The organism is Bradyrhizobium ottawaense (genome assembly GCF_002278135.3).
In the GTDB taxonomy this organism is placed as follows: Bacteria; Pseudomonadota; Alphaproteobacteria; order Rhizobiales; family Xanthobacteraceae; genus Bradyrhizobium; species Bradyrhizobium ottawaense.
In genome coordinates this window covers 7,846,768-7,872,497 of sequence record NZ_CP029425.2, presented here as the reverse complement: position 1 = coordinate 7,872,497, position 25,730 = coordinate 7,846,768, and the positions used below count along the sequence as shown (strand labels likewise).

19 protein-coding genes are annotated in these 25,730 nt (G+C 63.6%); 11 read left to right on the top strand and 8 right to left on the bottom strand.

Features of this window, described 5'->3' with window-relative positions:
- Positions 1-51 precede the first annotated feature (51 nt).
- From CIT37_RS36790 to CIT37_RS36780, 3 genes are all read left to right on the top strand, one after another.
- Entirely contained in the window at positions 52-1,401 is a 1,350-nt protein-coding gene (locus CIT37_RS36790; RefSeq protein WP_092215509.1) for an MFS transporter, read from the top strand.
- 286 nt (positions 1,402-1,687) lie between these two features.
- Positions 1,688-3,316, top strand: coding sequence for a methyl-accepting chemotaxis protein (locus CIT37_RS36785; protein WP_095424644.1), 1,629 nt, complete (start codon positions 1,688-1,690; stop codon positions 3,314-3,316).
- Between the two features lie 697 nt (positions 3,317-4,013).
- Entirely contained in the window at positions 4,014-4,910 is an 897-nt protein-coding gene (locus tag CIT37_RS36780; protein ID WP_028142179.1) for an alpha/beta fold hydrolase, read from the top strand.
- A gap of 120 nt (positions 4,911-5,030) precedes the next feature.
- On the opposite strand, the gene CIT37_RS36775 is transcribed toward CIT37_RS36780, so the two are convergent.
- Positions 5,031-5,522: a hypothetical protein gene (locus tag CIT37_RS36775; protein ID WP_028142178.1), complete on the bottom strand. Its 492-nt coding sequence runs from the start codon at positions 5,520-5,522 to the stop codon at positions 5,031-5,033.
- A 263-nt stretch (positions 5,523-5,785) separates the two neighbouring features.
- Between CIT37_RS36775 and CIT37_RS36770 the strand changes: the two genes are divergently transcribed.
- The 3 genes from CIT37_RS36770 to CIT37_RS36760 all read left to right on the top strand — a co-directional run bounded on the left by CIT37_RS36770 (position 5,786) and on the right by CIT37_RS36760 (position 10,892).
- Positions 5,786-8,842 (top strand): ATP-binding protein, encoded by a 3,057-nt coding sequence (locus tag CIT37_RS36770; protein ID WP_095424645.1) that lies wholly within the window; start codon positions 5,786-5,788, stop codon positions 8,840-8,842.
- Positions 8,843-9,159: 317 nt separating this feature from the next.
- Positions 9,160-10,374: an OpgC domain-containing protein gene (locus tag CIT37_RS36765; protein WP_038950112.1), complete on the top strand. Its 1,215-nt coding sequence runs from the start codon at positions 9,160-9,162 to the stop codon at positions 10,372-10,374.
- Between the two features lie 29 nt (positions 10,375-10,403).
- On the top strand, positions 10,404-10,892 hold the full coding sequence (locus CIT37_RS36760) for a DUF2059 domain-containing protein (protein WP_038950111.1): 489 nt from the start codon (positions 10,404-10,406) through the stop codon (positions 10,890-10,892).
- Between the two features lie 8 nt (positions 10,893-10,900).
- On the opposite strand, the gene CIT37_RS36755 is transcribed toward CIT37_RS36760, so the two are convergent.
- The 4 genes from CIT37_RS36755 to CIT37_RS36740 all read right to left on the bottom strand — a co-directional run bounded on the left by CIT37_RS36755 (position 10,901) and on the right by CIT37_RS36740 (position 17,293).
- Positions 10,901-12,013 (bottom strand): ABC transporter permease, encoded by a 1,113-nt coding sequence (locus CIT37_RS36755; RefSeq protein ID WP_038950110.1) that lies wholly within the window; start codon positions 12,011-12,013, stop codon positions 10,901-10,903.
- Positions 12,014-12,015: 2 nt separating this feature from the next.
- Positions 12,016-14,784, bottom strand: coding sequence for a ribosome-associated ATPase/putative transporter RbbA (rbbA, locus tag CIT37_RS36750; protein ID WP_167456554.1), 2,769 nt, complete (start codon positions 14,782-14,784; stop codon positions 12,016-12,018).
- Positions 14,781-15,848, bottom strand: coding sequence for an HlyD family secretion protein (locus CIT37_RS36745; protein ID WP_095424647.1), 1,068 nt, complete (start codon positions 15,846-15,848; stop codon positions 14,781-14,783). The genes rbbA and CIT37_RS36745 overlap by 4 nt, the downstream gene beginning before the upstream one ends.
- Before the next feature lie 239 nt (positions 15,849-16,087).
- Positions 16,088-17,293 carry an ABC transporter substrate-binding protein gene (locus CIT37_RS36740; protein WP_095424648.1) on the bottom strand — a complete coding sequence of 402 codons (1,206 nt, stop codon included), beginning with the start codon at positions 17,291-17,293 and terminating at the stop codon, positions 16,088-16,090.
- 165 nt (positions 17,294-17,458) lie between these two features.
- Here CIT37_RS36740 and CIT37_RS36735 point away from each other — a divergent pair, with 165 nt between their 5' ends.
- Both CIT37_RS36735 and CIT37_RS36730 read left to right on the top strand, forming a co-directional pair.
- Positions 17,459-18,226, top strand: coding sequence for a FadR/GntR family transcriptional regulator (locus CIT37_RS36735; RefSeq protein WP_038971312.1), 768 nt, complete (start codon positions 17,459-17,461; stop codon positions 18,224-18,226).
- A gap of 66 nt (positions 18,227-18,292) precedes the next feature.
- Entirely contained in the window at positions 18,293-19,906 is a 1,614-nt protein-coding gene (locus tag CIT37_RS36730) for an acyl-CoA synthetase (protein WP_095424649.1), read from the top strand.
- Between the two features lie 37 nt (positions 19,907-19,943).
- Here CIT37_RS36730 and CIT37_RS36725 read toward each other — a convergent pair whose 3' ends face one another.
- Positions 19,944-20,957 (bottom strand): AraC family transcriptional regulator, encoded by a 1,014-nt coding sequence (locus CIT37_RS36725; protein ID WP_244611330.1) that lies wholly within the window; start codon positions 20,955-20,957, stop codon positions 19,944-19,946.
- A 130-nt stretch (positions 20,958-21,087) separates the two neighbouring features.
- On the bottom strand, positions 21,088-22,290 hold the full coding sequence (locus tag CIT37_RS36720) for an MFS transporter (protein ID WP_038950105.1): 1,203 nt from the start codon (positions 22,288-22,290) through the stop codon (positions 21,088-21,090).
- A gap of 152 nt (positions 22,291-22,442) precedes the next feature.
- Here CIT37_RS36720 and CIT37_RS36715 point away from each other — a divergent pair, with 152 nt between their 5' ends.
- From CIT37_RS36715 to CIT37_RS36705, 3 genes are all read left to right on the top strand, one after another.
- Positions 22,443-23,246 (top strand): MBL fold metallo-hydrolase, encoded by an 804-nt coding sequence (locus CIT37_RS36715; RefSeq protein ID WP_095424650.1) that lies wholly within the window; start codon positions 22,443-22,445, stop codon positions 23,244-23,246.
- 155 nt (positions 23,247-23,401) lie between these two features.
- Positions 23,402-24,424: an alpha/beta fold hydrolase gene (locus CIT37_RS36710; RefSeq protein WP_095424651.1), complete on the top strand. Its 1,023-nt coding sequence runs from the start codon at positions 23,402-23,404 to the stop codon at positions 24,422-24,424.
- A gap of 2 nt (positions 24,425-24,426) precedes the next feature.
- Positions 24,427-25,374 carry a fatty acid desaturase gene (locus CIT37_RS36705; protein WP_028142164.1) on the top strand — a complete coding sequence of 316 codons (948 nt, stop codon included), beginning with the start codon at positions 24,427-24,429 and terminating at the stop codon, positions 25,372-25,374.
- Positions 25,375-25,430: 56 nt separating this feature from the next.
- On the opposite strand, the gene CIT37_RS36700 is transcribed toward CIT37_RS36705, so the two are convergent.
- Complete coding sequence (locus CIT37_RS36700) at positions 25,431-25,679, bottom strand: hypothetical protein (RefSeq protein ID WP_028142163.1); 249 nt, start codon at positions 25,677-25,679, stop codon at positions 25,431-25,433.
- Between the last annotated feature and the right edge of the window lie 51 nt (positions 25,680-25,730).

The window sequence follows — 25,730 nt, the reverse complement described above, 5'->3', positions numbered from 1 at the left end:
TTTCGATAACGACCATCAATTGTCCAGTTCTCTCAACGGGAAGCGCACCACATGTCTACGGCGATCGGAACTTCGGAAGATTACACGGCGAGGCAACGGTATTCGATTATGATCTCGGCGATGCTGGGCTACATTCTCGACTTCTACGACGTTCTGATCTTTCCGTTTCTTTTGCCCGCGATCCAACGGTCGATGTCGCTATCGTTGGCCGAGGTCGGTTCACTGCAGGCTCTGACATTGTTCGGGTCGGCCATTGGCGGCGCGCTGTTTGGGATCGTTGGTGATCGACTTGGCCGAAAGACCTCGCTTCAACTCACAATCGCGCTGTTCTCGGTTGCCGCGATCATTTCGGCCTTCGCATGGAATTACTGGTCGCTTGCCGTGCTGCGGTTGATCACGGGCATCGGTCTTGGCGGCGAGTATGGCGTAGGCATGGTGCTCTTCAACGAGGCCTGGAAAAAGAGCAGCCGAGGTTTGGGCGCGGCCGCGCTCCAAGGCTGTGCCGTGATCGCGTCATCCACGGCTTCAATCGTTGGCATCTGGCTGATTGCGACGTTCAGCGACGAGTGGAGCTGGCGCATCGGCCTACTGAGTGGCGGTGTGCCCATCCTGCTGATCATCTTCATTCGTTTCTTTATGCCTGAATCCAAGATCTGGCTGGAGTATGAGGCGCAACGCAAGGCCGGTCAGGTCACCGCAGAAGCCCGCACACTTCCCCTTGCGGATCTCTTCCGCAATGGGCTGGCACGGCAGACCGTCATCGCCTTCGTATGGCTGATGAGCTACATGCTCTGCTACTACAGCGTAGTCTCCTTTATTCCGACACTGCTGCTGCGCGATATGCATACGCCAGGTGATGTCGTTCGCACGACAGCCGTTCTGCTCTCGGTGGTCAGCGGCATTTGCTACCTCGCGAACGGCTTTTTCAACGACAGGGCTGGCCGCCGCTTCGGAGCCCTCGTGCCCGCGCTGTTCTGGGTCGGGTCTTTGGTCGGTATGGCTGTGTGGGGGAGCCAGCTCTACGTGGGATCGAAGACTGAGTGGCCGATGTTCTGGCTCTACATCGGCTTCGGCATTGGCAACGTCGCGCTGGGTGTGACGGGCGTCTGGATCTCGGAGCTCTATCCGGTCAACCTGCGTGCGACAGCGGTGTCTACATTCTATATGGGAGGTCGCGGGCTCGGCAGCATAGCCCCTGTGATCGTGCCACTTGCGGCCGCCCATTTCGGCGGAAGCCTTCTCAACGGCATGGTTGCGGTGGCCCTTCCCGCTGCGGCCGTCTTCATTCTCGCCTCTCTTTTGCTGCCCGAGACCCTCGGCCGGGATTTGTCCGCGAAGGGCTTCAAGGTCGACACGGAAACGGAGGCCACGATGAAGGCTGCGTCGGTGTCGAGCGTTTGACGCTGGTGGAAGGGCTTGACCGGCGAGATGAGGGTTGTCGACCTGCTCATCTCGTCGATGCATGCGCAGTGGAAAGGAGCTGGCACTCCGTCATCCGATCCTGGTCAACATGGCGCAAGTGTTGGCCGACTTGTAGCGGCTGTAACGAAACCTAAAACCGATCACTTGTATACAAGCAATAATCTATGCGCCTGAGCCCGCCGGGCAGTTGCCTTGGAGACGTTCCTTGAAATCACTCAATAACCTGCCGATCACTCCCAAGATCAGCATTCTAGTTGCGATCTCGATGCTGGGCCTCTTCTCAGCTGGATTGCTTGCGGGCTATTTGATGCAGAAGGAAATGATCAATTCGCGTGTCGAACAGACCCGCGCCATCGTCGAGATCGCCAAGAACTTTGCATTAGGCTTGCAGAAGCAAGTCGAGGCAGGCCAACTCACCAAAGAGGCGGCAATTGCTGAATTCTCCCGCCGTGCTCAGACGATGACATATGACAAGGGCGCGGGCTATATTTTCGCAAATACCATGGAAGGTGTCGCGGTCGCCTCTCAGGATCCAAAGACAATTGGGGTCAATCGTCTTGACGGCAAGACCAACGGACGTGCGCTGATCCGCGAACTGCGGGACGGCGTGGCGGCGAACGGCGATGTCGTGCTGCGTTACGAGTTTATGAGGCCCGGCGAAAAGGAGCCGATCAGGAAGCTGTCCTACGCGGTAGGCATTCCCGGATGGGACATGTTCGTCGGTTCCGGCGCGTATCTGGATGATCTTGATGCCAAGCTGCAACCGATCATGTGGTCGCTCGGGGGTGCCATCATCGTGATCGGACTGGTCTCGGGTGTCATCGCCTGGTTCCTCGGCCGCAGCATCACTAAACCGTTGGCAGTACTTGGCACGTGCATGAGGCGGCTCGCTGACGGCGAACTCGAACAGGACATTCCAGGTGTAGGTCGGAAAGATGAGATCGGCGCAATGGCCGCGACCGTCCAAGTGTTCAAGGACAACGCGATTCGCATTCGGGGGCTGGAGCAGGTCGAGGCCGAAGCTCAACGACGCACGGCTGCCGAGCGCCGTGCCACCTTGGAGAGCATTGCGAATGATTTTGAGCAAAGCGTCGATGGCATCGTTCGTGCGGTCGCCGCTTCAGCCGCCGATATGCAGGGCACAGCGGATATTATGACCACGACCGCCAGCGATGCTAGTCTGCGCGCGTCCACCGTCGACGCTGCGTCAGAAAAAGCGTCCGGGAACGTCGAAATGGTAGCCGCCGCCGCCGAAGAATTATCTGCGTCGGTAAGGGAGATATCGCAACAGGTGTTGCAGTCGACTGAGGTCGCGCGCCAAGCTGTTGGTGACGCTGAGCGCACAGACGCTACGGTGCAGGTCTTGGCAAGCGGAGCCGAAAAGATCGGCGAAGTCGTCCAGCTCATCCATAGTATCGCCACGCAGACCAATCTCCTGGCCCTCAACGCGACGATCGAAGCGGCGCGTGCCGGCGACGCCGGACGCGGATTTGCTGTCGTGGCAGCCGAGGTTAAAGCGCTTGCCAATCAGACGGCAAAGGCAACGGAGGAGATCTCCGCGCAGATCGAGACCATGCAGGCAACTACAAACGACGCAGTTCTCGCCATTAACGGAATTACGCAAACGATCGCCAGGATGAGTGACATCACGCTGAGCATTTCCTCCGCGGTCGAGGAGCAGAGTGCTGCGACAAGCGAAATTGCGCGCAACATCCAGTCCGTTGCCGCGGGTTCCAGCGAAATCAGAGGCCATATAGGCAGCGTCAGCACCGCTGCGGCCGCCACCGGTACAGCAGCCGGCGACGTTCTCACTAACGCGCGCGGGTTGGAGAATCAGTCGGATATGCTGCGTACGGCGGTAGACCAATTTCTGACCAAAATGCGAGCCGCCTGACCGGACGTTCCTGCCAGCGGCGCATCGCTCGTGGGCACTTGAGACCTCCGCGCCCAACGCGAGGCAACTCCGCCTTTCACATGGCGTTGGGTGGGAAGTTCTTACGTGATGATCACGCGACCATTGGATGTTTTGATGCGTTGGGTCGCCTTTTTTAAGAGATATGTTTCTTTTTCCCTGTCGAGGTTGACAGTTTTATCTTGTGCTCCATAGGAATGCCCGGTTGCAGGTGCCATCCCGCCCCAACGGGTCGCGGTCTCAAGAACGTCGCAACGAATTGGTGAAACGACCGTGAACAAAGCGTGACGGAAACGCCTATTGCTATCAGTGAAATCAATAGCTTAGAGGATGGCCACCGCGTTCGAGAGGCGGGGGCTCGGTCAGATCGCAACTTGAACCGAATGTCGGTATCGGTGGTTGCGCCTCCCCGCAACCAAATTCGGATTTCACCGGATCCGAGACGAAAATGGCCCGCATCACGCGGGCCATTTTTGTTTTGAGGGCGATCGCGCGGAGCTGCGATTCTTTGGTGCTGGTTCGGATAGGACATGACGGGCCGCCGCTCCATGGGCGTGCATGCCGCGCGCAACAGCACTCATGATTGAAGGAACACGGTCTCGATCCGCGCGTCATCTTTGTCGCCGGGCCCATCCGGCACTTGCTTTCCGGGCGTCTGTCATTCGGAAGGGCTGGTCCAATGAAGTTCGAGGATTTCGAGGCCGCCGATATTCAGGCGGAGGAAGCGCGGATCTTCATACGTCGGGCCGGGTCGGGACCGGCCATTCTCCTGCTGCACGGATTTCCCCAGACGCATCTGATGTGGCGAGACGTTGCGCCATTGCTCGCGCAAGACTTCACCGTGGTCTGCGCCGACCTTCGCGGGTATGGGCGCAGCGCTTGTCCGCCCTCAGGCCCCGACCACGCGCCATATTCCAAACGTGCGATGGCAAAGGACATGGTGTCCGTCATGACGCGCCTTGGCTTCGACCGTTTCTCGGTCGCCGGCCATGATCGCGGTGGCCGTGTCGCTTACCGGCTCGCACTCGACCACGGCGAACGCGTGGAGCGGCTCGCCGTCCTCGACGTCGTTCCGATCGCCGATGCCTGGGAGCGCGCCGACAAGAAATTGGCGGTCGGCTATTGGCCATGGTCGTTGCTTGCGCAGCCAGAGCCTCTTCCTGAGCGGCTCTTGTCCGCAGCTCCCGACGCCGTCGTCGACAATGCCCTCCATGGCTGGGGTTCGGCAGCAGGCAGCTTCAGTCCGGCGGTCCGGGCAGCCTATGTCGAGGCGTTGCGCGATGAGGCGCATGTTCACGCGATCTGCGAGGAATATCGCGCGGCGGCAACGATCGATCACGAGCACGATCTGGCGGATCGCAATTCCGGCCGGCGGATTGATTGCCCTGTCCTGGTTCTCTGGAGTGGTCGCGGCCCGTTGAACGCGTGGTACGCGAGCGAGGGCGGTCCCTTGGGGCTTTGGCGGAGCTGGGCCGATGACGTGCAAGGGAAGCCGCTCGATGGAGGACACTTCTTTCCGGAGGAGCTTTCGCAGCAGACTGCAGACGAATTGAACCGGTTTTTCGGCAGACGGTAGCAGCAATGCCAGCCCGCGTCGGCGCCGGGGTGTTAGCGCGCAGACCGAGGCCTCGCTGCCAGCGCCTCGAAGCGGACGCCTAGCATTGCTAGCATCCGCTTCTGCGAGCTCGGGTCATGTTCAAGATCTGTACGGACAGACCATCGTCAGGTTCAGCAGCGTCGGCTTGTCCGAGCCTTTCTTGTATTCCCACTCCAACCGGATCTCGTGTCGGTGGGCATAGGCATCGCTTGCCGCGTGGGTGATGATCTTCGTCTTCATCGGGATTGGCGGCTCGGAGTTGAAGCATTTCCGCACACAGGCATCGAGCAGGTCACATCGTGTCAGGGGGATGACGCCGGGCTCGTCCTTGGAGAGCGGGGCCGTGTTTGGCTGGGTGCTGAGGTCGACGCGGGCGCGGCCCTTCTCCTTGTGCCAGTACTTGGCGCTGCCCTGCGGCCACCTCGACGGCGGGTTCAAGATCAAATGGTACTGGCCGTATTCCAGGGTCGGCAGGTCGATGTCGTCGGATGCCTTGAGCTTGGCGACGCTCTTTTTCATGTTCGCCAGGGGATAGTAATTGGCGTTCATCAAGTCTCGAAATGCCTTGCCGCTATATACCAGTCCGGCCATCGCCTCTTTCCTCGATATGTCTGTTTGTCAAAAACCGTAGCGTGTGGCCGCAAATACGCGCGATGCGGCGGCCGATCACACAATTTGTTGTGTGCAGGCACGCTACCACCCACGACTGTACTTCGTCCAGCGAGCTACCATCCGGTAAGGTCGCGTATCCCGCAAGCCTAATTGCCATGCAGTCCCCTATTGGTAATGTAAGCCGAATGTCTCGCGGGCGCGGGTAGCGAAGACTGCTGAGGCAGTCGTTTGAAGGCGCTGGAATGCATTGCTTCGCGTGTCAGTCGGCGATCGGTCCGGGCGATAGCTGGTGCTCCAAATGCGGAGCGGCGGTCCGCGAGCGCGTTGAGCCCGACAGCGAACGGCGGTTCGTGACCATTTTGCGCGCCGACGTCGTCGATTCCACAGGACTTGTCGCCGAGCTGGAGCCGGAGGCCGCGGTGTCGCGCCTCGAGCCGGCTCTCGCGGCGATGAGAGGAGCGGTGCGCCAGTTCGGTGGCATTGTCAGCAAGGAGCTGGGAGACGGGCTGGCCGCCGTGTTCGGTGCCCCGATCGCCGACGACAACCACGCGCCGCTCGCTTGCCACGCGGCCATCGAGCTCGTCCGGCGTGTTGGCAGCCTGGGCGATCCCGGTCTTCAGGTCCGGGTCGGGCTCCACTCGGGCCATGTGGTCGCCTACATGGTCGCCAGCGAATTCTCCAAGGTCTATGAGATCGGCGGGGCGGCCCAGCATCTGGCCGCGCGGCTGGAAGCGGCGGCCGAGGCGAACCAGGTCTACGTCTCTGAGGCCTGTCAAAAGCTCGCGGATGGACACGTCCGCTTCGAATTCCTGGGCCGCAAGACGCTCCGCGGTTTCGGCGAGCCGATGCCTGTGTACCGGGTCATGGGCGCGAGCGATCTTTCGAGCTGGCGGGTCCGGCGTGCGCGCAGTGTTTCCCGATTTGTCGACCGCACGACGGAGCGGGCCTTGCTGTGGCGTGCGGCCGAAAGGGTCAGCGCCAGCCGCCAGACCGTTCTGCTCATGGGTGACGCCGGCATCGGAAAGTCGCGGCTTGCGCACGAGTTCGCGCAGGACCTTCGCGCCAGCGGCTGGCGGCTGATCGATGCCGAGTGCAGTCCGAATCTCCAGGGCGCGCCGTACAGCGCCCTCAAGCGATTGTTGCTGTCGATCTTCGAGTCGGCCGCAAGGGATCAGGCCAGGGCGGATGATCCCAGAGGGGCGTTGCCGGCCGTGCAGCAGCGAGCCATCGACGCGGTCCTGGACCTGCCGATCTCCGATCCGCAATGGGACGAACTGGAGCCGCACGCGCGCGGGCGCGCGATTTCAGATGCTAGCTGCGCGATCGTCGAGAGCATCGCCCGTCGTCAGCGCACGATCCTTCTGATCGAGGACCTGCACTGGATCGATCGGGCCAGCGATGCGGTCATGGCCACGCTCTCCGCGCTGCAATGTCCCGATTTGCTCGTGCTGCTGACCACGCGGCCCAACGGGATGCCGGTGTGGATTGCGCGCTGTCACGCAGAGATCGTGGCCATGCGGCCCCTCGACGACGATTCGGGCTTGGCCATGCTCGCCGAAATGCTCGGCCCCGCCACCACCAACGCGGATCTGAAGAACCGGATCATCTCCCATACCGCCAACGTTCCGCTGTTCATCGAGGAAGTCTGCCGCAGTCTGAAGGATAGCGGCATGCTCCTCGGTCAATGGGGCGACCTGTCTCTTGCGCGTCCCGTGGAAGAGCTCGGCATTCCCACCAGCATCCAAGGTGTGATCGCGGCGCGGCTCGATCGCGTGTCACGACAGGAACGATCGCTCCTGCAGATCGCCGCGGCGTTTGGTCCCCGGACAAACCAGGCCCTGCTCCGGAAGATCGCGGCCTTGCCGGAAGGCGTGCTGCAGGATTGCCTCACCGCGCTCGACCGGGCCGAACTGCTCGTCAGGATCGATAGCGAGTTGGAGGACTCGCTCGAATTTCGGCACGAGATGGTCCGGCAGGTGACCTACGATTCCATGGTCGAAAAGGTGCGCGAGAGCATCCATGCCAGCATCCTCGCAGCGCTCGAGGACGACGAGGCATCGAACGACGGGCCGGACGCGCTCTGCTATCACGCGACGAGGGCGAAGGATTGGCAGAAGGCGTTTCACCATGGCAGAAGCGCCGCTCGAAAATGTCTGGTGCGCTCAGCCTATGCCGACGCGGTCGACTATTTCGAGATCGCAATGGGGTCTCTCGACAAGACCCCGGTGACGCAAGCGCGAGAAGCGGACGCCATCGATCTCCGGATGGAGGCGCGCTTGGCCTTTGCCGGATCGGGGCGCGTCGCCGAAGCCCTGGATCTGGGACGCGAAGCCGAACGGCGCGCCGATGCAATCGACGACATCGGGCGCAAGATCGCGGCCATGACCGTGAGAGCGGGCGCGCAGAACTTCTACGGAACGCCGGTCGAAGCTGTCGCGATCGGGGAAGAGGTCGTGCGTCTGGCGGAAAGCTCAGGCAATCCCGGCTGGCGTAATCTCGCGCAATATGGTCTTGGGCAGGCCTATTTTCTCTGCGGCCGCTATCAAAGCGCCGAGAAGATGCTGGCCGCGGCACGTGCCGGTCTCGTGGGCTCGGCATCGAGTGCCCCGATCGGCACGACTCCACGATCCTTGCTCCTCCTCTGCTGCATGATGAACGGCATCACCCACACCGTCATGGGTGAGCTCGACGCCGCCGAGCAGCTCCAGCAACAGGCCGCCGCGATCGCGGAGGAGACCGGCCGCCCCTACGACCGTGTCGCCGCCGCCTATTGCGGCGGCTGGCTGATGCTCGGTCGAGGCGACCCGGCGGCGGCCGCCGCCATTCTCGAAGACGGGTTTGTCCTGGCGCAGAAGCACGGCATCCGCCTGTTCGTGCCGGTGCTCGCCTGCCACCTCGGCATGGCCTATCTGGAGCAGGGCCTGTTCGACCGGGCGCGCGGCATGCTGACCGAGGCGCGCGAGGAGGCCAAGGCGGTCGGCTACACCTCGGCGGTGCTGCGCAGTTCGATCTACCTTGCGCTCACGACCTGCCGCCTCGGCGATGTCAGGGCTGCGCAGAACATGCTGCGCGAGGCGCGCAACACCGCCCGCCAGCAGGGGTTTTCGGGCCTCGAGGCCGAGGCCCTGTTCGGCGAAGCCGTTGTGACGCCCATCTCCAGTACGGAGAGCAGGGCGGCCATCCTTACCGCGCTGCGCGCGGCCATCGCGATCGCCTCCGAAAGCGGCGCGCTGCCGCTCCAGCGCAAGGCCGAGGCGATGCTGACCGAGGTGCTCGCCCAGGGCAGCGAGCTCATCTGACGCCGCGTCCCGCCGGGTCTGCACCTTGTCGCCGCGGGACCGAACCGTCGGCCCAAAATGCCGAATGAATCTTGTAGGTAGCACAAGGGGTTAGCTACTGTGCATGGGGTTGTTTTCGCATAATTGATCGGGCGCCGCCTCCAGGCGGCTGCGAGAGGCAGCCTCGCTCACCGCAGTGACGAACCCCTTGCACCGACGCCAAGGTGGGCTACCGTCGGTGACTAGCCGCAGGGCCAGGTGACTTTTGATCTCGATTTCTTAGCATCGCATTTTGCCGGCGCCGCCATGGCGCGACGCCTACCGGATGAGGCGGGGCCATGATCACACGGGACCAGTCAGCTTTGTTGGCGCCGGTCGAGCGCGACCTCAGGCTCGATCTCTTCCGCGGCATCGGCCTGTGGATGATCTTCCTCGACCACATCCCGCACGACGTCGTGGCCTGGCTGACGCTGCGCAATTACGGCTTCAGCGACGCCGCCGAGTTCTTCGTCTTCATCTCCGGCTATCTGGTCGGCTGGATCTACGGCCCGATCGTCGCCGGCGGCTGGTTTCTCGCCGCGATGAAGCGGCTGTGGCGGCGTGCGGCCGAGCTGTATGTCGCGCACATCATGCTGTTTCTGCTGTTCACCGCGCAGATCGCCCGCACCGCGCGCCGCTTCGACAATCCGATGTACCAGCACGAGTTCAACGTGTTCAACTTCCTGGCGCATCCGGACGAGCTGATCGGGCAGGCGATCGTGCTGAAATACAAACCGGTCAATCTCGACGTGCTGCCGCTCTACATCACGCTGGTGCTCGCCTCGCCCTTCATCGTCTGGTGCCTGGTGCGCCGGCCCAACCTGACGCTCGCCGCCTCGGTCGTGCTCTATGTGCTGTCGCGCTGGTTCAACTGGAACGTCGCTTCCTACCCGCCCGGCACGACCTGGTACTTCAACCCGTTCTGCTGGCAATTGATGTTCGTGTTTGCGGCCTGGTGCGGCGTCGGGCAGATCGACAAGATCGCGAGGTGGGTGTGGTCGAGGGCGGCGATGGGTCTGGCCGCGGCCTGGCTGGTGTTCGCGCTGCTGATCGTGATGACCTGGCACGTCCCAGCGCTCGAGGCGCTGATCCCGAAATGGATGATCAAGGCGATCTACCCGATCGACAAGACCGATCTCGACATGCTGCGCTTCACGCATTTCCTGGCATTGGCAATCTGGGTCACCCACTTCCTCTCGCGCAAATGGCGGGCGCTGCATGGGGCCTGGCTGCGCCCCGTGATCCTCTGCGGCCAGCATTCGCTGCCGATCTTCTGCCTCGGCGTGTTCCTGTCGTTCTCGGCGCACTGGATCCTGACGCAGTACACCAGGGGCATCTGGGAGCAGCTCGCCGTCTCCATCGTCGGCATCGTCATCATGGTCGGCGCGGCCTGGCTGCTCGACCGCGCCGAGCGTGTGCCGAACCTGTTCGTGAAGGTGACGGAGGTCGAGGAGCCGGAGATGGTCGAGAGCGCGCAGGCCGCGACCGCCGGCGCGGCTCCCGCGAGCCGCTGAAGCATCGTCCGCATGTCCTGGAGAGCCCAATGTCCAAACGTTTGTTGACGATCGCCGGCGCTCTCCTGTTTCTCGTCTGCGGTGCATCGGCGCAGGCGCCGTCGCCGGAGGCGATGAGCGCGGCGCGCAAGCTCGTCGTCACCTTGAAGATCGCCGATCAGTACCGCGCATTGCTGCCGCAGCTCCTGCTCAAGCTCCGGCCCGTGGTCGCGCAGGACAGGCCGGAGATCGAGCGCGACTACGATGCGGTGACGGCACCCGGCTCCGAGATCTATGCTCCGTTCGTTGCGTCCATGGTCGAGCAGATCGCGGCGTTCTATGCCCAAAGCTTCAGCGTGGACGAGCTGCGCCAGATCGAGGCGTTCTATGCCCAGCCGGCCGGGAAGAAGTTCTTGGAGAAGTCGGATGCGCTGGCGCAGGCGAGTGCGCAGATCGGCCAGGATGTCAGCCAGAAGGCCGCCGACGAATTGAAGCAGCGCCTGATCGAGGCGCTGCGCCAGAAAGGCCACAAGCTCTGAGCCGCGGGCTAAGCCAGGAACGCGCGGAAGCGCCGCAGTGCGATCACGAAGAAGACGCTGCCGATCACGGCGAGCGCGACCAGCTGCGGCCACACGGCCTCCAGGCCCGCGCCGCGGAACAGGATCGCCTGGGCGAGCATCACGAAATGCGTGTTGGGCGCCGCGAGCATGATGTCCTGGACGAATTGCGGCATGCTCTCGCGCGGTGTCATGCTGCCCGACAGGGTCTGCAGCGGCAGCAGGATCATGATCAGCAGCAGCCCGAACTGCGGCATCGAGCCGGCGACGGTGGCGAGAAAGATGCCCATGCTGGTGGTGGCAAACAGCTGCAGCGCGGCGCCGACGAGGAACAGCGCCAGCGAGCCGTCGATCGTCACCTCCAGCCAGCCCTTGACGACGAAGGCGATCGACAGCGCGGAGGCGACCAGCACCACGGCGCCCATCGACCAGACCTTGCTCACCATGATCTCCAATGGCGTGACCGGCATCACCAGCAGATGCTCGATGGTGCCGTGCTCACGCTCGCGGATCAGCGCCGCGCCGGTCAGGATGATCGAGAGCATCGTAATCGAGGTGATCACGTGGTCGATGGCGCCGAACCAGGATTTCTTCAGCTCCGGATTGAATCGCGCCCGCAGCGTCAGCTCGATCGGCGCGGTCTGGGCATTGCGCGTGTGCGCCAGGAACTCCGCGACTTCCGCGCTGACGATCTGCTCGATATAGCCGCCGCCGTTGAACGCCTGTGAGATGCGGGTCGCATCGACGTTGAGCTGTATCGTGGGCGATTTGCGCGCCAGCAGGTCGCGCTGGAAGTCAGGCGGGATGTCGAGCGCGAAGGTATCGAGGCCGGCATCCATCCGCCGGTCCATGTCGTATTGCGAGATCATGCGCGGTACGGAGAAGTAGGGCGCCGTGAATGCCATCTCGATGCGGGTCGAGATCGGCGAATGGTCTTCGTCAACGACCGCGATCGCGGCGCGGTTCAGCGTTTCCGGCAGCGCCTTCGCGCCGGCATAGACCGCCAGCGTGAAGGAATAGACGATGAGCACGAGCAGCATGGGGTCACGCACGAGGCCGCGCAATTCCTTGATGCCGAGCTGAAACAAATTGTCGAAGCGCATGGTCAGCGGGCCTGTTTCTTCAGCATCGCGCCGGCAATCACCAGGACGGGGACCATGATCGCGAGCGCCAGCAGATCGTTGTGGAGGGTGTCGAACGCCAGGCCCTTGGAGAAGGTGCCGCGCGAGATCGTGACGAAATAGGTGGTGGGATAGAGCCGCCCGACCAGGGCACCAAGTCCCTGCAGCGAGGAAACCGGATCGATCAGCCCGGAATACTGGATGGCCGGAATCAGCGTGACCAGAACGGTGCCGAACAGGGCCGCGATCTGGCTGCTCATGAAGGCCGAGATCACCAGCCCCATGCCGGTCGTCGCCGTGACGTAGAGCAGCGCGGCGAGCGCGTAGGTCGGAAAGCTCCCGGTGAAGGGGACACGGAAGACGACGAGGGCAAAGCCGACGAGAAGGAGGAAATTTCCGAACGCCAGCACGACATAGGGCAGCTGCGTGCCGAGCAGGAATTCCAGCCGCGTCACCGGCGTCACGTAGAAATTGACGATCGAGCCGAGCTCCTTCTCGCGCACGACCGCGAGCGCGGCGAGCACGGCCGGAATCATGATCAGCAGCAGCGGAATGATGCCCGGCGCCATGGCGACGACGCTGATGACATCGGGATTGTAGCGGTAGCGCAGCTGGAGCTGATAGGCGCCGGCGATCGCCGCCTCGCCATAGAGCTCGCGGCCCTTTTGCGCGAGCCAGGTGGCGTGGATCGCCTGGGCGTAGGAGCGCAGCGTTTCGGCCCGCGTCGGATTGGCGCCGTCGACCCAGGCGCCGATCTCGACATGGCGGCCGCGGCTGACGTCACGACCGAAGCCCGGCGGCAGCTCGATGGCAAGCCCGATCTCGCCGGCGCGCATGCGACGGTCGAGATCGGCATAGTCGGTGATGGGGGATTTTTCGGTAAAGTAGCGCGAGCCCGCGATCTGGAGGCTGTAATCGCGGCTGATCGCGCTGTCGTCGCGGTCGAGCACGGCGAAAGTCAGGTTCTCGACGTCCATGCTGATGCCATAGCCGAGCACGAACAGCAGCAGCACGCTGCCGAGGATTGCGAGCGTGGCGCGGATCGGATCGCGCCGCAGTTCGAGTGCCTCGCGCCGGGAATAGGCGAGCATGCGGGTCGGATTGAACGTCGCGCCGCGCTTGCGTGGCGGCTGCGCTGTCGCGGCCGGTAGGGGCGATGCGATCGCAGGCTGGCCGGCCGGCTCCGCCTTATCCGCGATCGCCTCTTCCAGGCAGGCGATGAAGGCCTGCTCCAGCGTCGCGGTGCCGCGTGCGGCCACGATCGCCGCGGGTGTGTCCGACGTCAGCACCTTGCCCGCATGCATCAGCGAGACCCGGTCGCAGCGCTCGGCCTCGTTCATGAAATGGGTCGAGACGAAGATGGTGACGTTGTCCTTGCGGGAGAGCTCGGCGAGGATCTGCCAGAAGCGGTCGCGGGCGACCGGATCCACGCCGGAGGTCGGCTCGTCGAGGATGAGGATGTCGGGCGCATGGATCATGGCGACCGCCAGCGACAATCGCTGCCGCAGCCCGAGCGGCAACGCATCGGGCAGGGCCTCGGTAACGTCGGCGAGGTCGAACCGGCTGATCATCTCGCTGATGCGCGGGGCGATGGTCTCCGCCGGCAGCTCGAACAGCCGCGCATGCAGATCGAGATTTTGCGCGACCGTGAGCTCCGAATAGAGCGAGAAGCCCTGCGACATGTAGCCGATGCGCCGCCGCACCGACATGTCGCCGGCATCGATGGTCTTGCCGAACAGCCGCGCGGTGCCTTCGCTCACCGGCAGGAGGCCCGTGAGCATCTTCATGGTCGTGGTCTTGCCGCACCCGCTCGAGCCGAGGAAGCCGAAGATCTCACCCTTCCTGATGCGGAAGCTGACGTCGTCGACGGCCACGAAGCCGTTGAACCGTCGGGTCAGGTGGTCGGCCTCGATCGCGATCTCGTCATGGTCCTCGGCGCGCGGCGGGATGACGACATTGGTGTAGTTGCTGCGATCCGCGTCGGGCAAAAGGCGAATGAAGGCGTCATCGAGCGTATCCGCGCCGGTCTGCCGCTTGAGCTCGGTAGGCGTTCCGGTCGCCAGCACGCGGCCGGCATTCATCGCGATCAGGAAGTCGAACTGCGCGGCCTCTTCCATGTAGGCGGTCGAGACGATCACGCTCATGCCGGGCCGGCTATCGCGGATCGAGGTGATCAATTCCCAGAACTGGCGGCGCGACAGCGGATCAACGCCGGTGGTCGGCTCGTCCAGGATCAAGAGTTCGGGATCGTGGATCAGGGCGCAGCACAGGCCGACCTTCTGCTTCATGCCGCCGGAGAGTTTTGCCGCCGGCCGGTCGGCGAAGGGCGTGAGCCCGGTGTCGCGCAGCAGGCCGGCGATCCGCCTGTGCCGCTCGGCCTTGTCGTGTCCGAACAGACGGCCGAAGAAGTCGATGTTCTCGAACACCGACAGTGTCGGATACAGATTCTTGCCGAGCCCCTGCGGCATATAGGCGATGTCGGGGCACACGTTGCGGCGATGGCGCGAGCTTGCCATATCGCCGCCGAGCACGTGGATGCGTCCGTCCTGGATCGCGCGGGCTCCGGCGATCAGCGACAGCAGGCTCGATTTGCCGACGCCGTCGGGGCCGATCAGTCCGACCATGCAGCCGGACGGCAGGTCGAGCGTGATGGCATCGAGCGCCCGGGCCTTGCCATAGCTCAGGCCCACGCCTTCCAGATGCACCACGCTGCCGGCGGCAGCCGATGCATCGGCTGTGGCAGTCGCGCTCATCTCGTCAGCTTGATCTTGAGATTGTCGGGCCATTGTGCGGTCGGATCGAGCTGCACATAGGCCATGCCGGGCAGGCCGGTCTTCACGTGCTCGATGTGCTGGCGCAGCAGCTCGGGCGCGATATGTGCCTTGATGCGGAACATCAGCTTCTGACGCTCCTCCTCGGTCTCGACGGTCTTGGGCGTGAATTGCGCGACGTCGGCGACGAAGGTGGCCTTGGCGGGGATCACATATTGCGGGATGGCGTCGAGCACGAGGCGAACCTCGGCGCCCATCGCGACGCGGCCAGCATCGGCCGTCGGCAGGAAGAACGTCATGTAGACGTCGCCGAGATCGACCATGTTGAGGACGCGGCCGCCGGCGGCGAGCACCTCGCCGGGCTGCGACACGCGATACTGCACGCGGCCGTCGCGCGGCGCCTTCAGCACGCTGTCATTGAGGTCGGCATTGATGCTTTCGATCGCGGCCTTCGCGGCGTCGACCGAAGCGCCCGCGTCGATCACCATGGCGCGGGAGGAGCTGATCGCGGCCTCGGATGCCGCGACCTGAGCGTGGGACGCGGCAAGCGCCGCCTTGGCCGTGGCGTTGGCAGAGCGGTCGTCGTCCAGCACCTGCTGCGATACCGCGCTGGTTCTGATCAATTGTTCGGAACGATCGAGCTTGCGGCTCGTGGTGTCGAGCTGGGCGATGCGTTGGTCGACCACGGCCTCCGCGGCCTTGCGTTCGGCTTCGCGCTGGTTCACCAGGCTCTTGGCGGTCTCGACGTTGATGGACGCGCGCTGCAGCTGTGCTTCGGCCTGGCGGCGCTGGGCCTGCAATTGCTCGGTGTCCATGCGCGCCAGAATCTGGCCCGCGCGCACGAAGTCGCCCTCGTTGACCAGGATCTCGCGAATCCGGCCCGGCGTCTTGGTCGCGATGTCGATCTCGACTGCCTCGATGCGGCCGTTGCCGCGGGCGAAGCCTGCAGGCAGCGTGTTGGTATCGCGGTGCTGCCAATAGTAATAGCCGCCGCCAGCAACGAGGACGGCGATCGCGGCGATGACGCGACCCGGAGTGAAGTTCATTTGATCAAAACGCCGTGAGGCGGCGCCCACTGTTGAGACACGAACCCGGCCGCTGATGGTGCGGAAAGGCAGGCTCAACATTGCAGCGAATTTTGCATCGCAACTTGATGCAGATCAGACGGAGGCGCGAGGCGTATCTGCCTCAAATTTGGGCTCTGCGTCGCCGCTCGTCCGCCGTGATTGCAAGCGGACGAGCGAGGATTGCTGAACGGATTGCTATCGGCTCGATCCGGGCCGCCCTATTTCACCAGCGGGCAGCCGCCATCCTTCAGCGGCCGGAACGCCTGGTCGGCGGGCACCTCGGCGAGCAGCTTGTAGTAATCCCACGGCCCTTTGGATTCCTCGGGCTTCTTCACCTGGAACAGGTACATGCTGTGCACCATGCGGCCGTCCTCGCGCAGCACGCCGTTGTCGGTGAAGGCGTCCTTCACCGGCAGCTCGCGCATCTTCGCCATCACCGTCTTGGTGTCCCTGGTGCCGGCGGCCTGCACGGCCTTGAGGTAATGCAGCGTCGCGCTGTAGGTGGCGGCCTGGTTCATCGTCGGCATGCGCTTGACGCGCTCGAGGAAGCGCTTGCCGAAGGCGCGGGTCTTGTCGTTGAGATCCCAGTAATAGGCCTCCGTGATGATCAGGCCTTGCGCGAGCTTCAAGCCGAGGCTGTGCACGTCGGAGATGAACATCACGATCGCGGCCAGGTTCTGGCCGCCGGCGACGATGCCGAACTCGCCAGCCTGCTTGATCGCGTTGATGGTGTCGCCGCCGCCGTTGGCGAGGCCGATGATCTTGGCCTTGGAGGCCTGGGCCTGAAGCAGGAACGAGGAGAAGTCGGCGGTATTGAGCGGATGCTTGACGCTGCCGAGCACCTTGCCGCCCGCAGCCTTCACGACATCGCCGGTATCGCGCTCGACCGAATGGCCGAACACGTAGTCGGCGGTGAGGAAGAACCAGGTGTCGCCGCCGTTCTTGACGATGGCGCTGCCGACGGTGTGCGCGTTGGCGTAGGTGTCGTAGGTCCAGTGCGCGGTGTAGGGCGAGCAGGATTTTCCCGTGATGTCGGAGCTGGCCGCATCCGTCACGATCATGATCTTCTCGTACTGCTTCGACAGCTCCATCACCGCAAGCGCGGTCGCCGACGTCGGCAGGTCGATGATCATGTCGACGCCCTCGGTCTCCCACCATTTGCGGGCGATGGTCGAGGCGACGTCGGGCTTGTTGAGCACGTCGGCCGAGACCATGTCGATCGGCTTGCCGAACATCTGCCCGCCGAAATCCTCGATCGCCATTTTGGTCGCCTCGACATTCCCCATGCCGCCAATGTCGGAATAGACGGAGGAGAAGTCGGAGAGCACGCCGATCTTGAGCGGCGCCTGCTGGGCCGAGGCGGGGGTGATCAGGGCAGCCGACAGCAAGCCGGCCGCAGACACGAGTGCTGCGATAGATCTCATGGATACGTTTCCTCTTGAGCGGGACTATTCTGTCCCTTTGTCCGACAAAGTTAGAACTCGGTTCCGGCAGAGTCAATTTGTTGCCTCTGTCGCAGGAATGGCGCAGTTTGACGCATTCTGCGGCGACGCTTATACTTTGTCCGACAATCACCATTGGAGGCCGATTTGCCTGTCGCGCCGCTGTTCCGACCGATCGATGTCGCGCCGGCCTATCAGAAGGTGGCCGACGCCATCGAGCGCGAGATCGTCAATGGCCGCATCAAGCCCGGCGATCCCATCGGCACCGAGCACGATCTGGTCCGCCAGTTCGGCGTCAATCGCTCGACCATCCGCGAGGGCATCCGTGTGCTGGAGGAGGGCGGGCTGATCCGGCGCGATTCCTCGCGCCGCCTGCACGCCTGCCTGCCGCGCTACAGCAAACTCGCAAGCCGTCTCAGCCGCGCGCTGGTCCTGCACGAGGTAACGTTCCGCGAGCTCTATGAGGCCTCGATGACGCTGGAGGTAGCCAGCATCGAGGGCGCGGTGGAGCGTGCGAGCGAGGAGAATCTCGCCGAGCTCGCCGGCAATCTCGCGCGCAGCGAGGCCGTGGTCGGCGATCCCGCGCTGCTGGCCGAATGCGATGCCGAATTCCACGTGCTGGTCGCAAAAGCCTCGCAAAACCGCGTGCTCCAGCTCGCGCGCGAGCCCGCGGCGCAATTGTTCTATCCGACCACCGAGATGATCGTGACCGGTGTCGCCGAAGGCGGCCCGCGTCTCGTCGCGGCGCACCGCCATCTCATTGACGCGATCCGCGACCGCGACCGCGAGGCCGGCGTGCTCTGGACTCGCCGGCATTTGCAGGACTGGCGCCGCGGCTTCGAGAAGATTGCTTCGCTCGATCGCTCGGTCGAGCACATGTACATGGAGCACGCGCAGGCGGCCCGGCGCCGGTAGCGCAAAACAAGACGCAAGATTTCAAACAAGAAATTCAACTAATCAAGACATCACACGGAGGGACACATGACAGGCGACACCGCAGCCACCATCTCGAAAGCGCGCGAACATTCCATCGGCGATCTCCTGCGCCGCTCGGGGGGCCGTGAGCCGAACAAGCTTGCGGTGAGCTGCGGTGATGTGAGCTGGACCTTTGCCGAGATGGATGCGATCTGCAACCGGCTCGGCCGCGGTCTGCTCGGGCTCGGCGTGAAGAAGGGCGATCGCCTCGCGGTGCTGTCGCGCAATTCGCACGCCTTCGCCGCGCTGCGCTTCGCGGTGGCGCGGATCGGCGCGGTGCTGGTGCCGATCAACTTCATGCTCAATCCGGACGAGATCAATTTCATCCTGAAAAGCTCCGGCGCAAAGTTGCTCGCGGCGGGGCCGGACTTCGTCGAGCCCGCGCGCGCGGCCAGCGCCAGGGATTGCGCCGTCGAGAAGATGATCTGGCTGCCGGGCGAGGATCCCGCGTCGGCGCCGGCGGGCCTCACCACCTTCGACGATCTACTTCATTCCGACGGCTCATTCCTGGAAGCCTCGGTCGACAGCCGCGATCTCGCGCAGATCGTCTACACCTCGGGCACCGAATCGCTGCCCAAGGGTGCGATGCTGACCCATGAAGCGGTGATGTGGCAGTATGTCAGCTGCATCATCGATGGCGGCATGAGCGTGGATGACAAGTTCCTGCACGCGCTGCCGCTCTATCACTGCGCTCAGCTCGACGTCTTTCTGGGGCCGCAAGTGTATCTCGGCGCCTCCGGGGTGATCACGGGCAAGCCGACCGCCGACAACATCCTGGCGCTGATCGAGGCCCACAAGATCACTTCGTTCTTCGCGCCGCCGACGATCTGGATCGCGATGCTGCGCTCGCCGAATTTCGACAAGTCCGACCTGTCGTCCCTGCAGAAGGGCTATTACGGCGCCTCGATCATGCCGGTGGAAGTTTTGCTCGAGCTGCAGCGCCGCTTGCCCGCCGTAAAATTCTGGAACTTCTACGGCCAGACCGAGATCGCGCCGCTCGCGACCGTGCTGCGTCCGGAGGACCAGCTCCGAAAGGCAGGCTCGGCAGGCAAGCCGGTGCTCAATGTCGAGACGCGCGTCGTCAACACGTCAATGGAAAACGTTGAGGTCGGCGAGGTCGGCGAGATCGTGCACCGCTCGCCGCATCTATTGTCCGGATATTACAACGATCCCGTGAAGACCGCGGCAGCATTCACCGGCGGCTGGTTTCACTCCGGCGATCTCGCCACCGTCGACGAAGAGGGCCACATCACCGTGGTCGATCGCGTCAAGGACATGATCAAGACCGGCGGGGAGAACGTTGCCAGCCGCGAGGTCGAGGAGATGGTATATCGTATCCCGGCGGTTTCCGAGGTCGCCGTCGTCGGCCTGCCCGATCCGCGCTGGATCGAGGCGGTCACCGCCATCGTCGTGGTCAAGAGCGGCGAAAAGCTGGACGAGGACGCCGTCATCAAGCACTGCGCCGGCCAGATGGCGCATTTCAAGGTGCCCAAGCGCGTCATCTTCGTGGATGCCTTGCCGAAGAATCCGAGCGGCAAGCTGCTCAAGCGCGAACTGCGCCAGCGCTTCGTCGGCGGCGAGACGCTCGACAAGGCGATCCAGAAGAATTTTGGCGCGTAAGGCCGGGCGGCCTTTGGCTGCGTCGTGATCGAGTTCGCTAGCCGGCGTCGCCGGCCAGCTTCCTGACGTCGTCGGGCGTCTGTCCGAAGCGGCGGCGGAATGCGCGATGGAAGTAGGATACGTCGTGAAAGCCCGCGAGATGCGCGATTTCGATGATCTTGCGCATGCGCATGGCGGGATTTCGCAGCAGGCGTTCGGCACGCAGCAGGCGCTGCTCCAGCACGAAGCCGCTATAGGTGATGCCGGCCTGTTCGAACAATAGCTGGATCGTGCGCGGGCTGATCCGGTGCGCGGCTGAAAGGACGGTGAGCGACAGCGCGGGGCTGTCAAGCTGCGCCAGGATGTCGGACTTGAGGGTTTCGAGACGCGCTGCCGCCAGGCCTCGCATTCGAGCCTGCTCGGCGACATCGCCGCGCGCTCCGATCATCAGCACCGAAAGGTCGAACAGGTGCTGCGAGACCGCGTCCAGCTCCGCGGGGCCGAGCTTGTCGGCATACTCATGCGCGAGATCATAATAGCGCAGGAACATCGATGTGATCGGATTGGCGCCGGGGATTGAGCGTGCAATCAAATCCTCTGCATTCGGGCACGCGCGCAGCAGCGCCTTGCGCGGCAACAGCGCAGTCTGGAAATTGCCAAACCCTGTCTGAGTGATGTGCGCGCCCTTGATCGAGGGATCGCCGATCGTAACGTCGCCCGCGGCGATCTCCAGCGGGCGTTTTCCCATGGCCCCGCTGAGCGCCGAATTGGGCGACATCGTAATCACCAATTCGTCGTTGGTCCCCAACGACACGAAAGACATCGGCGAGCCGAACGAGGCCGAGAGCCTGATGCGGGGAAGAATCGCCGGCGCAATGGTTCGGTGAACGCGCCCTTCTCCGACCGGCACGAAATCGACGTTGGCCACCTGACGGCAAAACTGCTCGCGCCATCTTTCATAGGCCGGGCCATTCGGGTCGCCATCGAATGAGAGTTGTGGCTGGATCATCGATCGGAAGCGCAGGTGTTGACGGTTTATGGCAGGTTGTATCGTCAGGCCGGTGCGCCGCAACGGCAAAAGCGGCGGATTGCGTGATAAGCCACTCGCAACGGCGCCCAGAGACCGCGACCAGGTGCCGCAGTCCCCATGTGCGTGGACTGCAAAAGCACTTTGCGCCGTGGCGTTCGAGTGGCGGCGAGCCTCAGAATTTCTTCACTGCCGCCCCGAATGCCAGCCACAGCACCATTGAGGCGAGGCCGAAGCCGCCGAGCAGCAGGAAGGTCGGCCCGTAGCCGATCCATTGCGCGATCCAGCCGCCGAGCGCGGGACTGAGGCTGGCGCCGATGCCCTGCACCGTGATCACGGCGCCCTGGCCGAGATTGATGCGGCCGCTGCCGTTCAGCGCGCGCGCTACCATACCGGGAACGGCGACCGTCTGCAGGCCGGTGCCGATACCGTCGAGCACCTGCATCGGTATGACGCCCCACCATCCCGTCACGAAGAAGGCCAGCACGCCGCGGACGGGCAGGAACATGAAGGACACCAGGATCACCGGCCAATAGTTGCGCTTGCTCGCGGCCTTCATCGCGATCAGCGAGGTCACGATCATGACGCCTTGCGCGATCACCACGGTGGTCGCGACGAAGCTTGGGCCGTTGGCCTGTCCCTCGGCCACGGCCGCAAGCCCGTAGAGCGGTACAATGGCGGCATTGCCGAGGTGGAAGACCGCGAGCGCGAGTGCCAGCACGAGCAGAGCCTTGTGCTTGAGCAGCATCGTCATCGCATCCGGCGGAGCCTTGGAGTCGTCTTCCTTGCTGCCGCGTGCGGCACGGTCGTCGATCGCTTTGGCGGGGATCATCATCACGCAGGCGATCGCGATGGCGCCGAACACGGCCGCCAGCACGAACACGGCGACATAGCCGAACCTGTAGCCGAGATAGCCGGACAATGCCGCGCCGACCATGTTGCCGGCGTGGTTGAAGGCCTGATTACGGCCGTTGAGCGCGTTGAACCCCTTCTGCTTGGCGATGCCGAGCGTGATGCCTGTTACCGCCGGCACGATGGCGGCGCTCGCCAGCGATTGCGCCACTTGCGAGAACGTCACCGCCCAGAAGTTTTGCGAGATCAGGATGATGGCGGAGGCGAGAACGACGCAGATGCCGGGAATGACGACCCATAGCCGTTTGTTGCGGCTGGAATCGATGAAGCCGCCGATCGGGGTCGTGACCAGCATGCCCGCGACATTGCCGATCGTCATCGCGGTGCCGATCAACCCGGTCGCCCAGCCGCGCTCCTGGAGGAAGACCCCGACGAACGGCCCAATGCCCGACTGCATGTCGGCCATGAAGAAGTTGAGCGCGAACAGAGGCCAGATACGGGACGAGGAGGGAGGCCGCGATGTCATCGATACCTAAACATGCTCTTCGTGTGTCGCGATCCTCTTGACCATCCTTCCGGCGTGGACCTGAACGTAACGAGCGCTGGGCGCGTTGGTTCCGATCTTGCCGAAAGCGCGGTCGCAATGTCATCCTGCGATCTTCCCACGGAGTTCTGGTCATGCCTCTCTGGACCTGCGAAACCTGCGGCGCGCAATTCCCGAACGTCGGAAATCCGCCCGCCTCCTGCGTGATCTGCGAGGATGAACGGCAGTTCGTGAACTGGAAGGGGCAGACCTTTCTCACGCGCGAGGAGCTCGCGCGGGGCCATCGACTGGTGGGACGCGACGATCTTGGCCTCACCGGGATCGGCCTGGAGCCGAGCTTCGCGATCGGACAGCGCGCGCTGCTGGTGCCTCAGGGCGACGGCTGCGTGATGTGGGATTGCATTCCGCTCGCGACCGATGAGGCCATCCAGTACGTGGCGGCGCTCGGCGGGCTGAAGGCGATCGCGATCTCGCATCCGCATTACTACGGCGCGGTCGCAGACTGGAGCGATACCTTTGGCGGCGTGCCGGTCTATCTGCATGCCGACGATCGCGCTTTCGTCACGCGGCCGCATCCCTCGATCGTGCACTGGACCGGCGAGAGCCACCGCATCTCAGACGATGTGCTGCTGCTACGCACCGGCGGTCATTTCGCCGGCGCCACCATGCTGCATTGGCAACGCGGTGCCGAGGGCAGCGGCGCGCTGCTCACCGGCGACATCGCCCAGGTGACGATGGACCGCCGCTTCGTCAGCTTCATGTATTCCTATCCCAACTACATGCCGCTCAATGCAGCTGCGGTGCGGCGGATTGCGGCCGCCGTCGAGCCGCTCGCCTTCGATCGCATCTATGGCGCCTGGTGGGGCCGCAACATCGCCAGCGGCGCCAAGGCCGCCTTCGCGGCGTCAGTGGAGCGCTACGTCGCCGCCATCGCCTGAGCCGGCGAGCGGATCTGATTTATCTTGCCGGCCTCGAATAACTGTACTATAAGTACAGTTATAAATCTGCTGCAATGACGCAGCTGCGAGCCCGGCATGATCGATGCATCGTGGAAGCCGCGGCGCTCTGCGGCCGCGTAAGCGGAGTTCGGTTCATGACGGCGCACTACGAGATCTTCGAGGCTGGCGAAGTTGTGCTCCAGTCCGGGACCGTTTTCCCTTCGCTGAAGCTTGCTTACAAGACCTATGGCACGCTGAGCGCTGCAAAGGACAACGTCATCCTCTATCCGACCTCGTTCAGCGCGCAGCATTTTGACACCGAGTGGCTGATCGCCCCGGACAGCGTGCTCGACCCCACGCGCTACTTCATCATCATCCCGAACCTCTTGGGCAACGGCCTGTCGTCCTCGCCGTCGAATAGCGCAGCGCCGTTCCCCGCGGTGACCTATCACGATGCGATTGCGGTCCAGCACCGGCTGCTCGCCGAGCGCTTCGGCATTTCAAAGCTGGCCCTGGTCTATGGCTGGTCGATGGGCGGCATGCAGGCCTATCACTGGGCGGCGCTGCACCCCGACATGGTCGAGCGCGCAGCCGTCGTCTGCGGCAGTGCCCGCTGCGCGCCCTACAATTACGTTTTCCTTGAAAGCGTGAAGGCCGCGCTGACCGCCGATCCCGCCTTCCGCGACGGCCGCTTCGCCGAGAAACCGGTCGCCGGCTATCGTGCCATGGGGCGGGTCTATGCCGGCTGGGCGATGTCGCACGGCTTCTACCGCGATGAGCTCTGGCGCGAGGCCGGCTTCACCTCGCTGGAAGATTACCTCGTCCGCGTCTGGGACGCGACGTTTGCCCGGCGCGACGCCAATGATCTGCTGGCACAGATCGGCATCTGGCAGAACGGCGACATCAGCCGCTGTGCGAGCTTCGCTGGCGATTTCGATCGGGCGCTGGCGGCGATCAAGGCGCACATGCTGCTGATGCCGGGCGCGACCGACCGTTATTTCGATGTCCGCGACAACGAGGACGAGCTCGGCCGACTGGTCAACGCGAAATCCGCGGTGCTGCATCCGATCCCGTCGCTGCATGGCCATCGCGCCGGCAATCCCGTTGGCAATCCGCGCGACCAGGCCTTCATCAAGGCCGAAATCGCGGACCTACTTGGCAAGCAGGCAGGCAAATGATCATGACCGACACAGCCGTTTCAGAGTCCGGCCATCGCCTGAAGCCGCTAACGCCCGCCATGCTGCGCGAATTGTCGGCCCGCTCCGATGTCAGAGGCGCAGCGCAGAGCCTCGGCCATTATGGCGTGATCGTGCTGGTGGGCACGCTGATCTGGAAGGTTTCGTCGACCTGGGGCGTGCTCTGGGCGCTGCCGCTGATGGCGGTGCAGGGCTATGTCGTCGCCTTCCTGTTCATGGCGGTGCACGAGACCGCGCACAAGACTGCGTTCAGGAGCCGCAGCCTCAACCTCGTCGTCGGCTATCTCTCGGCCTTCCTCATCGGATTGCCTTACGAATATTACTGCCTGTTTCATTGGGACCATCACCGCTACACCCAGGATCCGGACAAGGACCCGGAGTTGATCGTCGGGGTGAAACCGACATCCGACACGCAGCTCGCGCTCGCCTATAGCGGCCTGCTCCAGGTCGCCGGCCGTCTCCGGCTGATGCTCGGCCATGCGGTCACCGGAAGGGTCACCGTGCCCTGGATCCCCGAAAACAAGCGCGCCGTCATCGTGAGAGAGGCGCGTATCTATGTCGCGGTCTATGTCCTGCTGCTCGCGCTCTCGCTGTGGTTCTCGTCAGCGCTGCTGCTCTGGGTCTGGCTCGTCCCGCTTGTTATCGGGCAGTTGTTCCTGCGGCCCTATCTCTATGCCGAGCATACCGGCTGCGAGCGCACTCGCAGTGCTTTTCAGAACACCCGCACCACCTACACCGCTGCGGTGGTCAAATGGTTCGCGTGGAACATGCCCTACCATGTCGAGCACCACGCCTATCCCTCGATACCGTTTCACGCGCTGCCGAAGCTGAACGAGATCGTCGACGGTGAGATCGTTTATCGCGGCCGCGGCTACATCCAGACGACGCGCGAAACCTGGGTCTGGTTTCGCCGGAATCTGAGGAGCCGTTAACCAAACGCAAAACTCCGGCCGCAGCGCGACCGGAGCTTTGTTTGGAAGGCGAGATATCAGTAGATTCCGTACGCGCAGACATTCACGACGCGGACGCGCATGCCATGGCGGGTCCGAACGAGGCGCTCCTGGTAGCAGTTGCTGACGCCGGTGTTGACGTAGACGCCGCCGAAGCCCCAGCCCGGACCCCAGCCATGACCCCAATGGTGATGGTGGAAACCGCCAGCCGAGGCGGCGGTGGGCGCGAGAGCGGCAACGCCGAGCGAACCGGCGGCGATCAGGCCGAGAGCAAGCTTACGAAACATCTTCATTCTCCAGTGTGGCGCTAAGGCCGTTGTTGTGTCCCTGCATCTCGG

Excerpts from the sequence above, each read along its gene's own strand:
- CIT37_RS36700 (WP_028142163.1), bottom strand. The coding sequence starts at position 25,679 with ATGTTTCGTAAGCTTGCTCTCGGCCTGATCGCCGCCGGTTCGCTCGGC.
- CIT37_RS36715 (WP_095424650.1), top strand. The coding sequence starts at position 22,443 with ATGCCTCTCTGGACCTGCGAAACCTGCGGCGCGCAATTCCCGAACGTC.
- CIT37_RS36785 (WP_095424644.1), top strand. The coding sequence starts at position 1,688 with ATGCTGGGCCTCTTCTCAGCTGGATTGCTTGCGGGCTATTTGATGCAG.
- CIT37_RS36755 (WP_038950110.1), bottom strand. The coding sequence starts at position 12,013 with ATGCGCTTCGACAATTTGTTTCAGCTCGGCATCAAGGAATTGCGCGGC.
- CIT37_RS36705 (WP_028142164.1), top strand. The coding sequence starts at position 24,427 with ATGACCGACACAGCCGTTTCAGAGTCCGGCCATCGCCTGAAGCCGCTA.
- CIT37_RS36720 (WP_038950105.1), bottom strand. The coding sequence starts at position 22,290 with ATGACATCGCGGCCTCCCTCCTCGTCCCGTATCTGGCCTCTGTTCGCG.
- rbbA (WP_167456554.1), bottom strand. The coding sequence starts at position 14,784 with ATGAGCGCGACTGCCACAGCCGATGCATCGGCTGCCGCCGGCAGCGTG.
- CIT37_RS36775 (WP_028142178.1), bottom strand. The coding sequence starts at position 5,522 with ATGGCCGGACTGGTATATAGCGGCAAGGCATTTCGAGACTTGATGAAC.
- CIT37_RS36740 (WP_095424648.1), bottom strand. The coding sequence starts at position 17,293 with ATGAGATCTATCGCAGCACTCGTGTCTGCGGCCGGCTTGCTGTCGGCT.
- CIT37_RS36745 (WP_095424647.1), bottom strand. The coding sequence starts at position 15,848 with ATGAACTTCACTCCGGGTCGCGTCATCGCCGCGATCGCCGTCCTCGTT.
- CIT37_RS36790 (WP_092215509.1), top strand. The coding sequence starts at position 52 with ATGTCTACGGCGATCGGAACTTCGGAAGATTACACGGCGAGGCAACGG.
- CIT37_RS36760 (WP_038950111.1), top strand. The coding sequence starts at position 10,404 with ATGTCCAAACGTTTGTTGACGATCGCCGGCGCTCTCCTGTTTCTCGTC.
- CIT37_RS36770 (WP_095424645.1), top strand. The coding sequence starts at position 5,786 with ATGCATTGCTTCGCGTGTCAGTCGGCGATCGGTCCGGGCGATAGCTGG.
- CIT37_RS36710 (WP_095424651.1), top strand. The coding sequence starts at position 23,402 with ATGACGGCGCACTACGAGATCTTCGAGGCTGGCGAAGTTGTGCTCCAG.
- CIT37_RS36780 (WP_028142179.1), top strand. The coding sequence starts at position 4,014 with ATGAAGTTCGAGGATTTCGAGGCCGCCGATATTCAGGCGGAGGAAGCG.
- CIT37_RS36730 (WP_095424649.1), top strand. The coding sequence starts at position 18,293 with ATGACAGGCGACACCGCAGCCACCATCTCGAAAGCGCGCGAACATTCC.
- CIT37_RS36765 (WP_038950112.1), top strand. The coding sequence starts at position 9,160 with ATGATCACACGGGACCAGTCAGCTTTGTTGGCGCCGGTCGAGCGCGAC.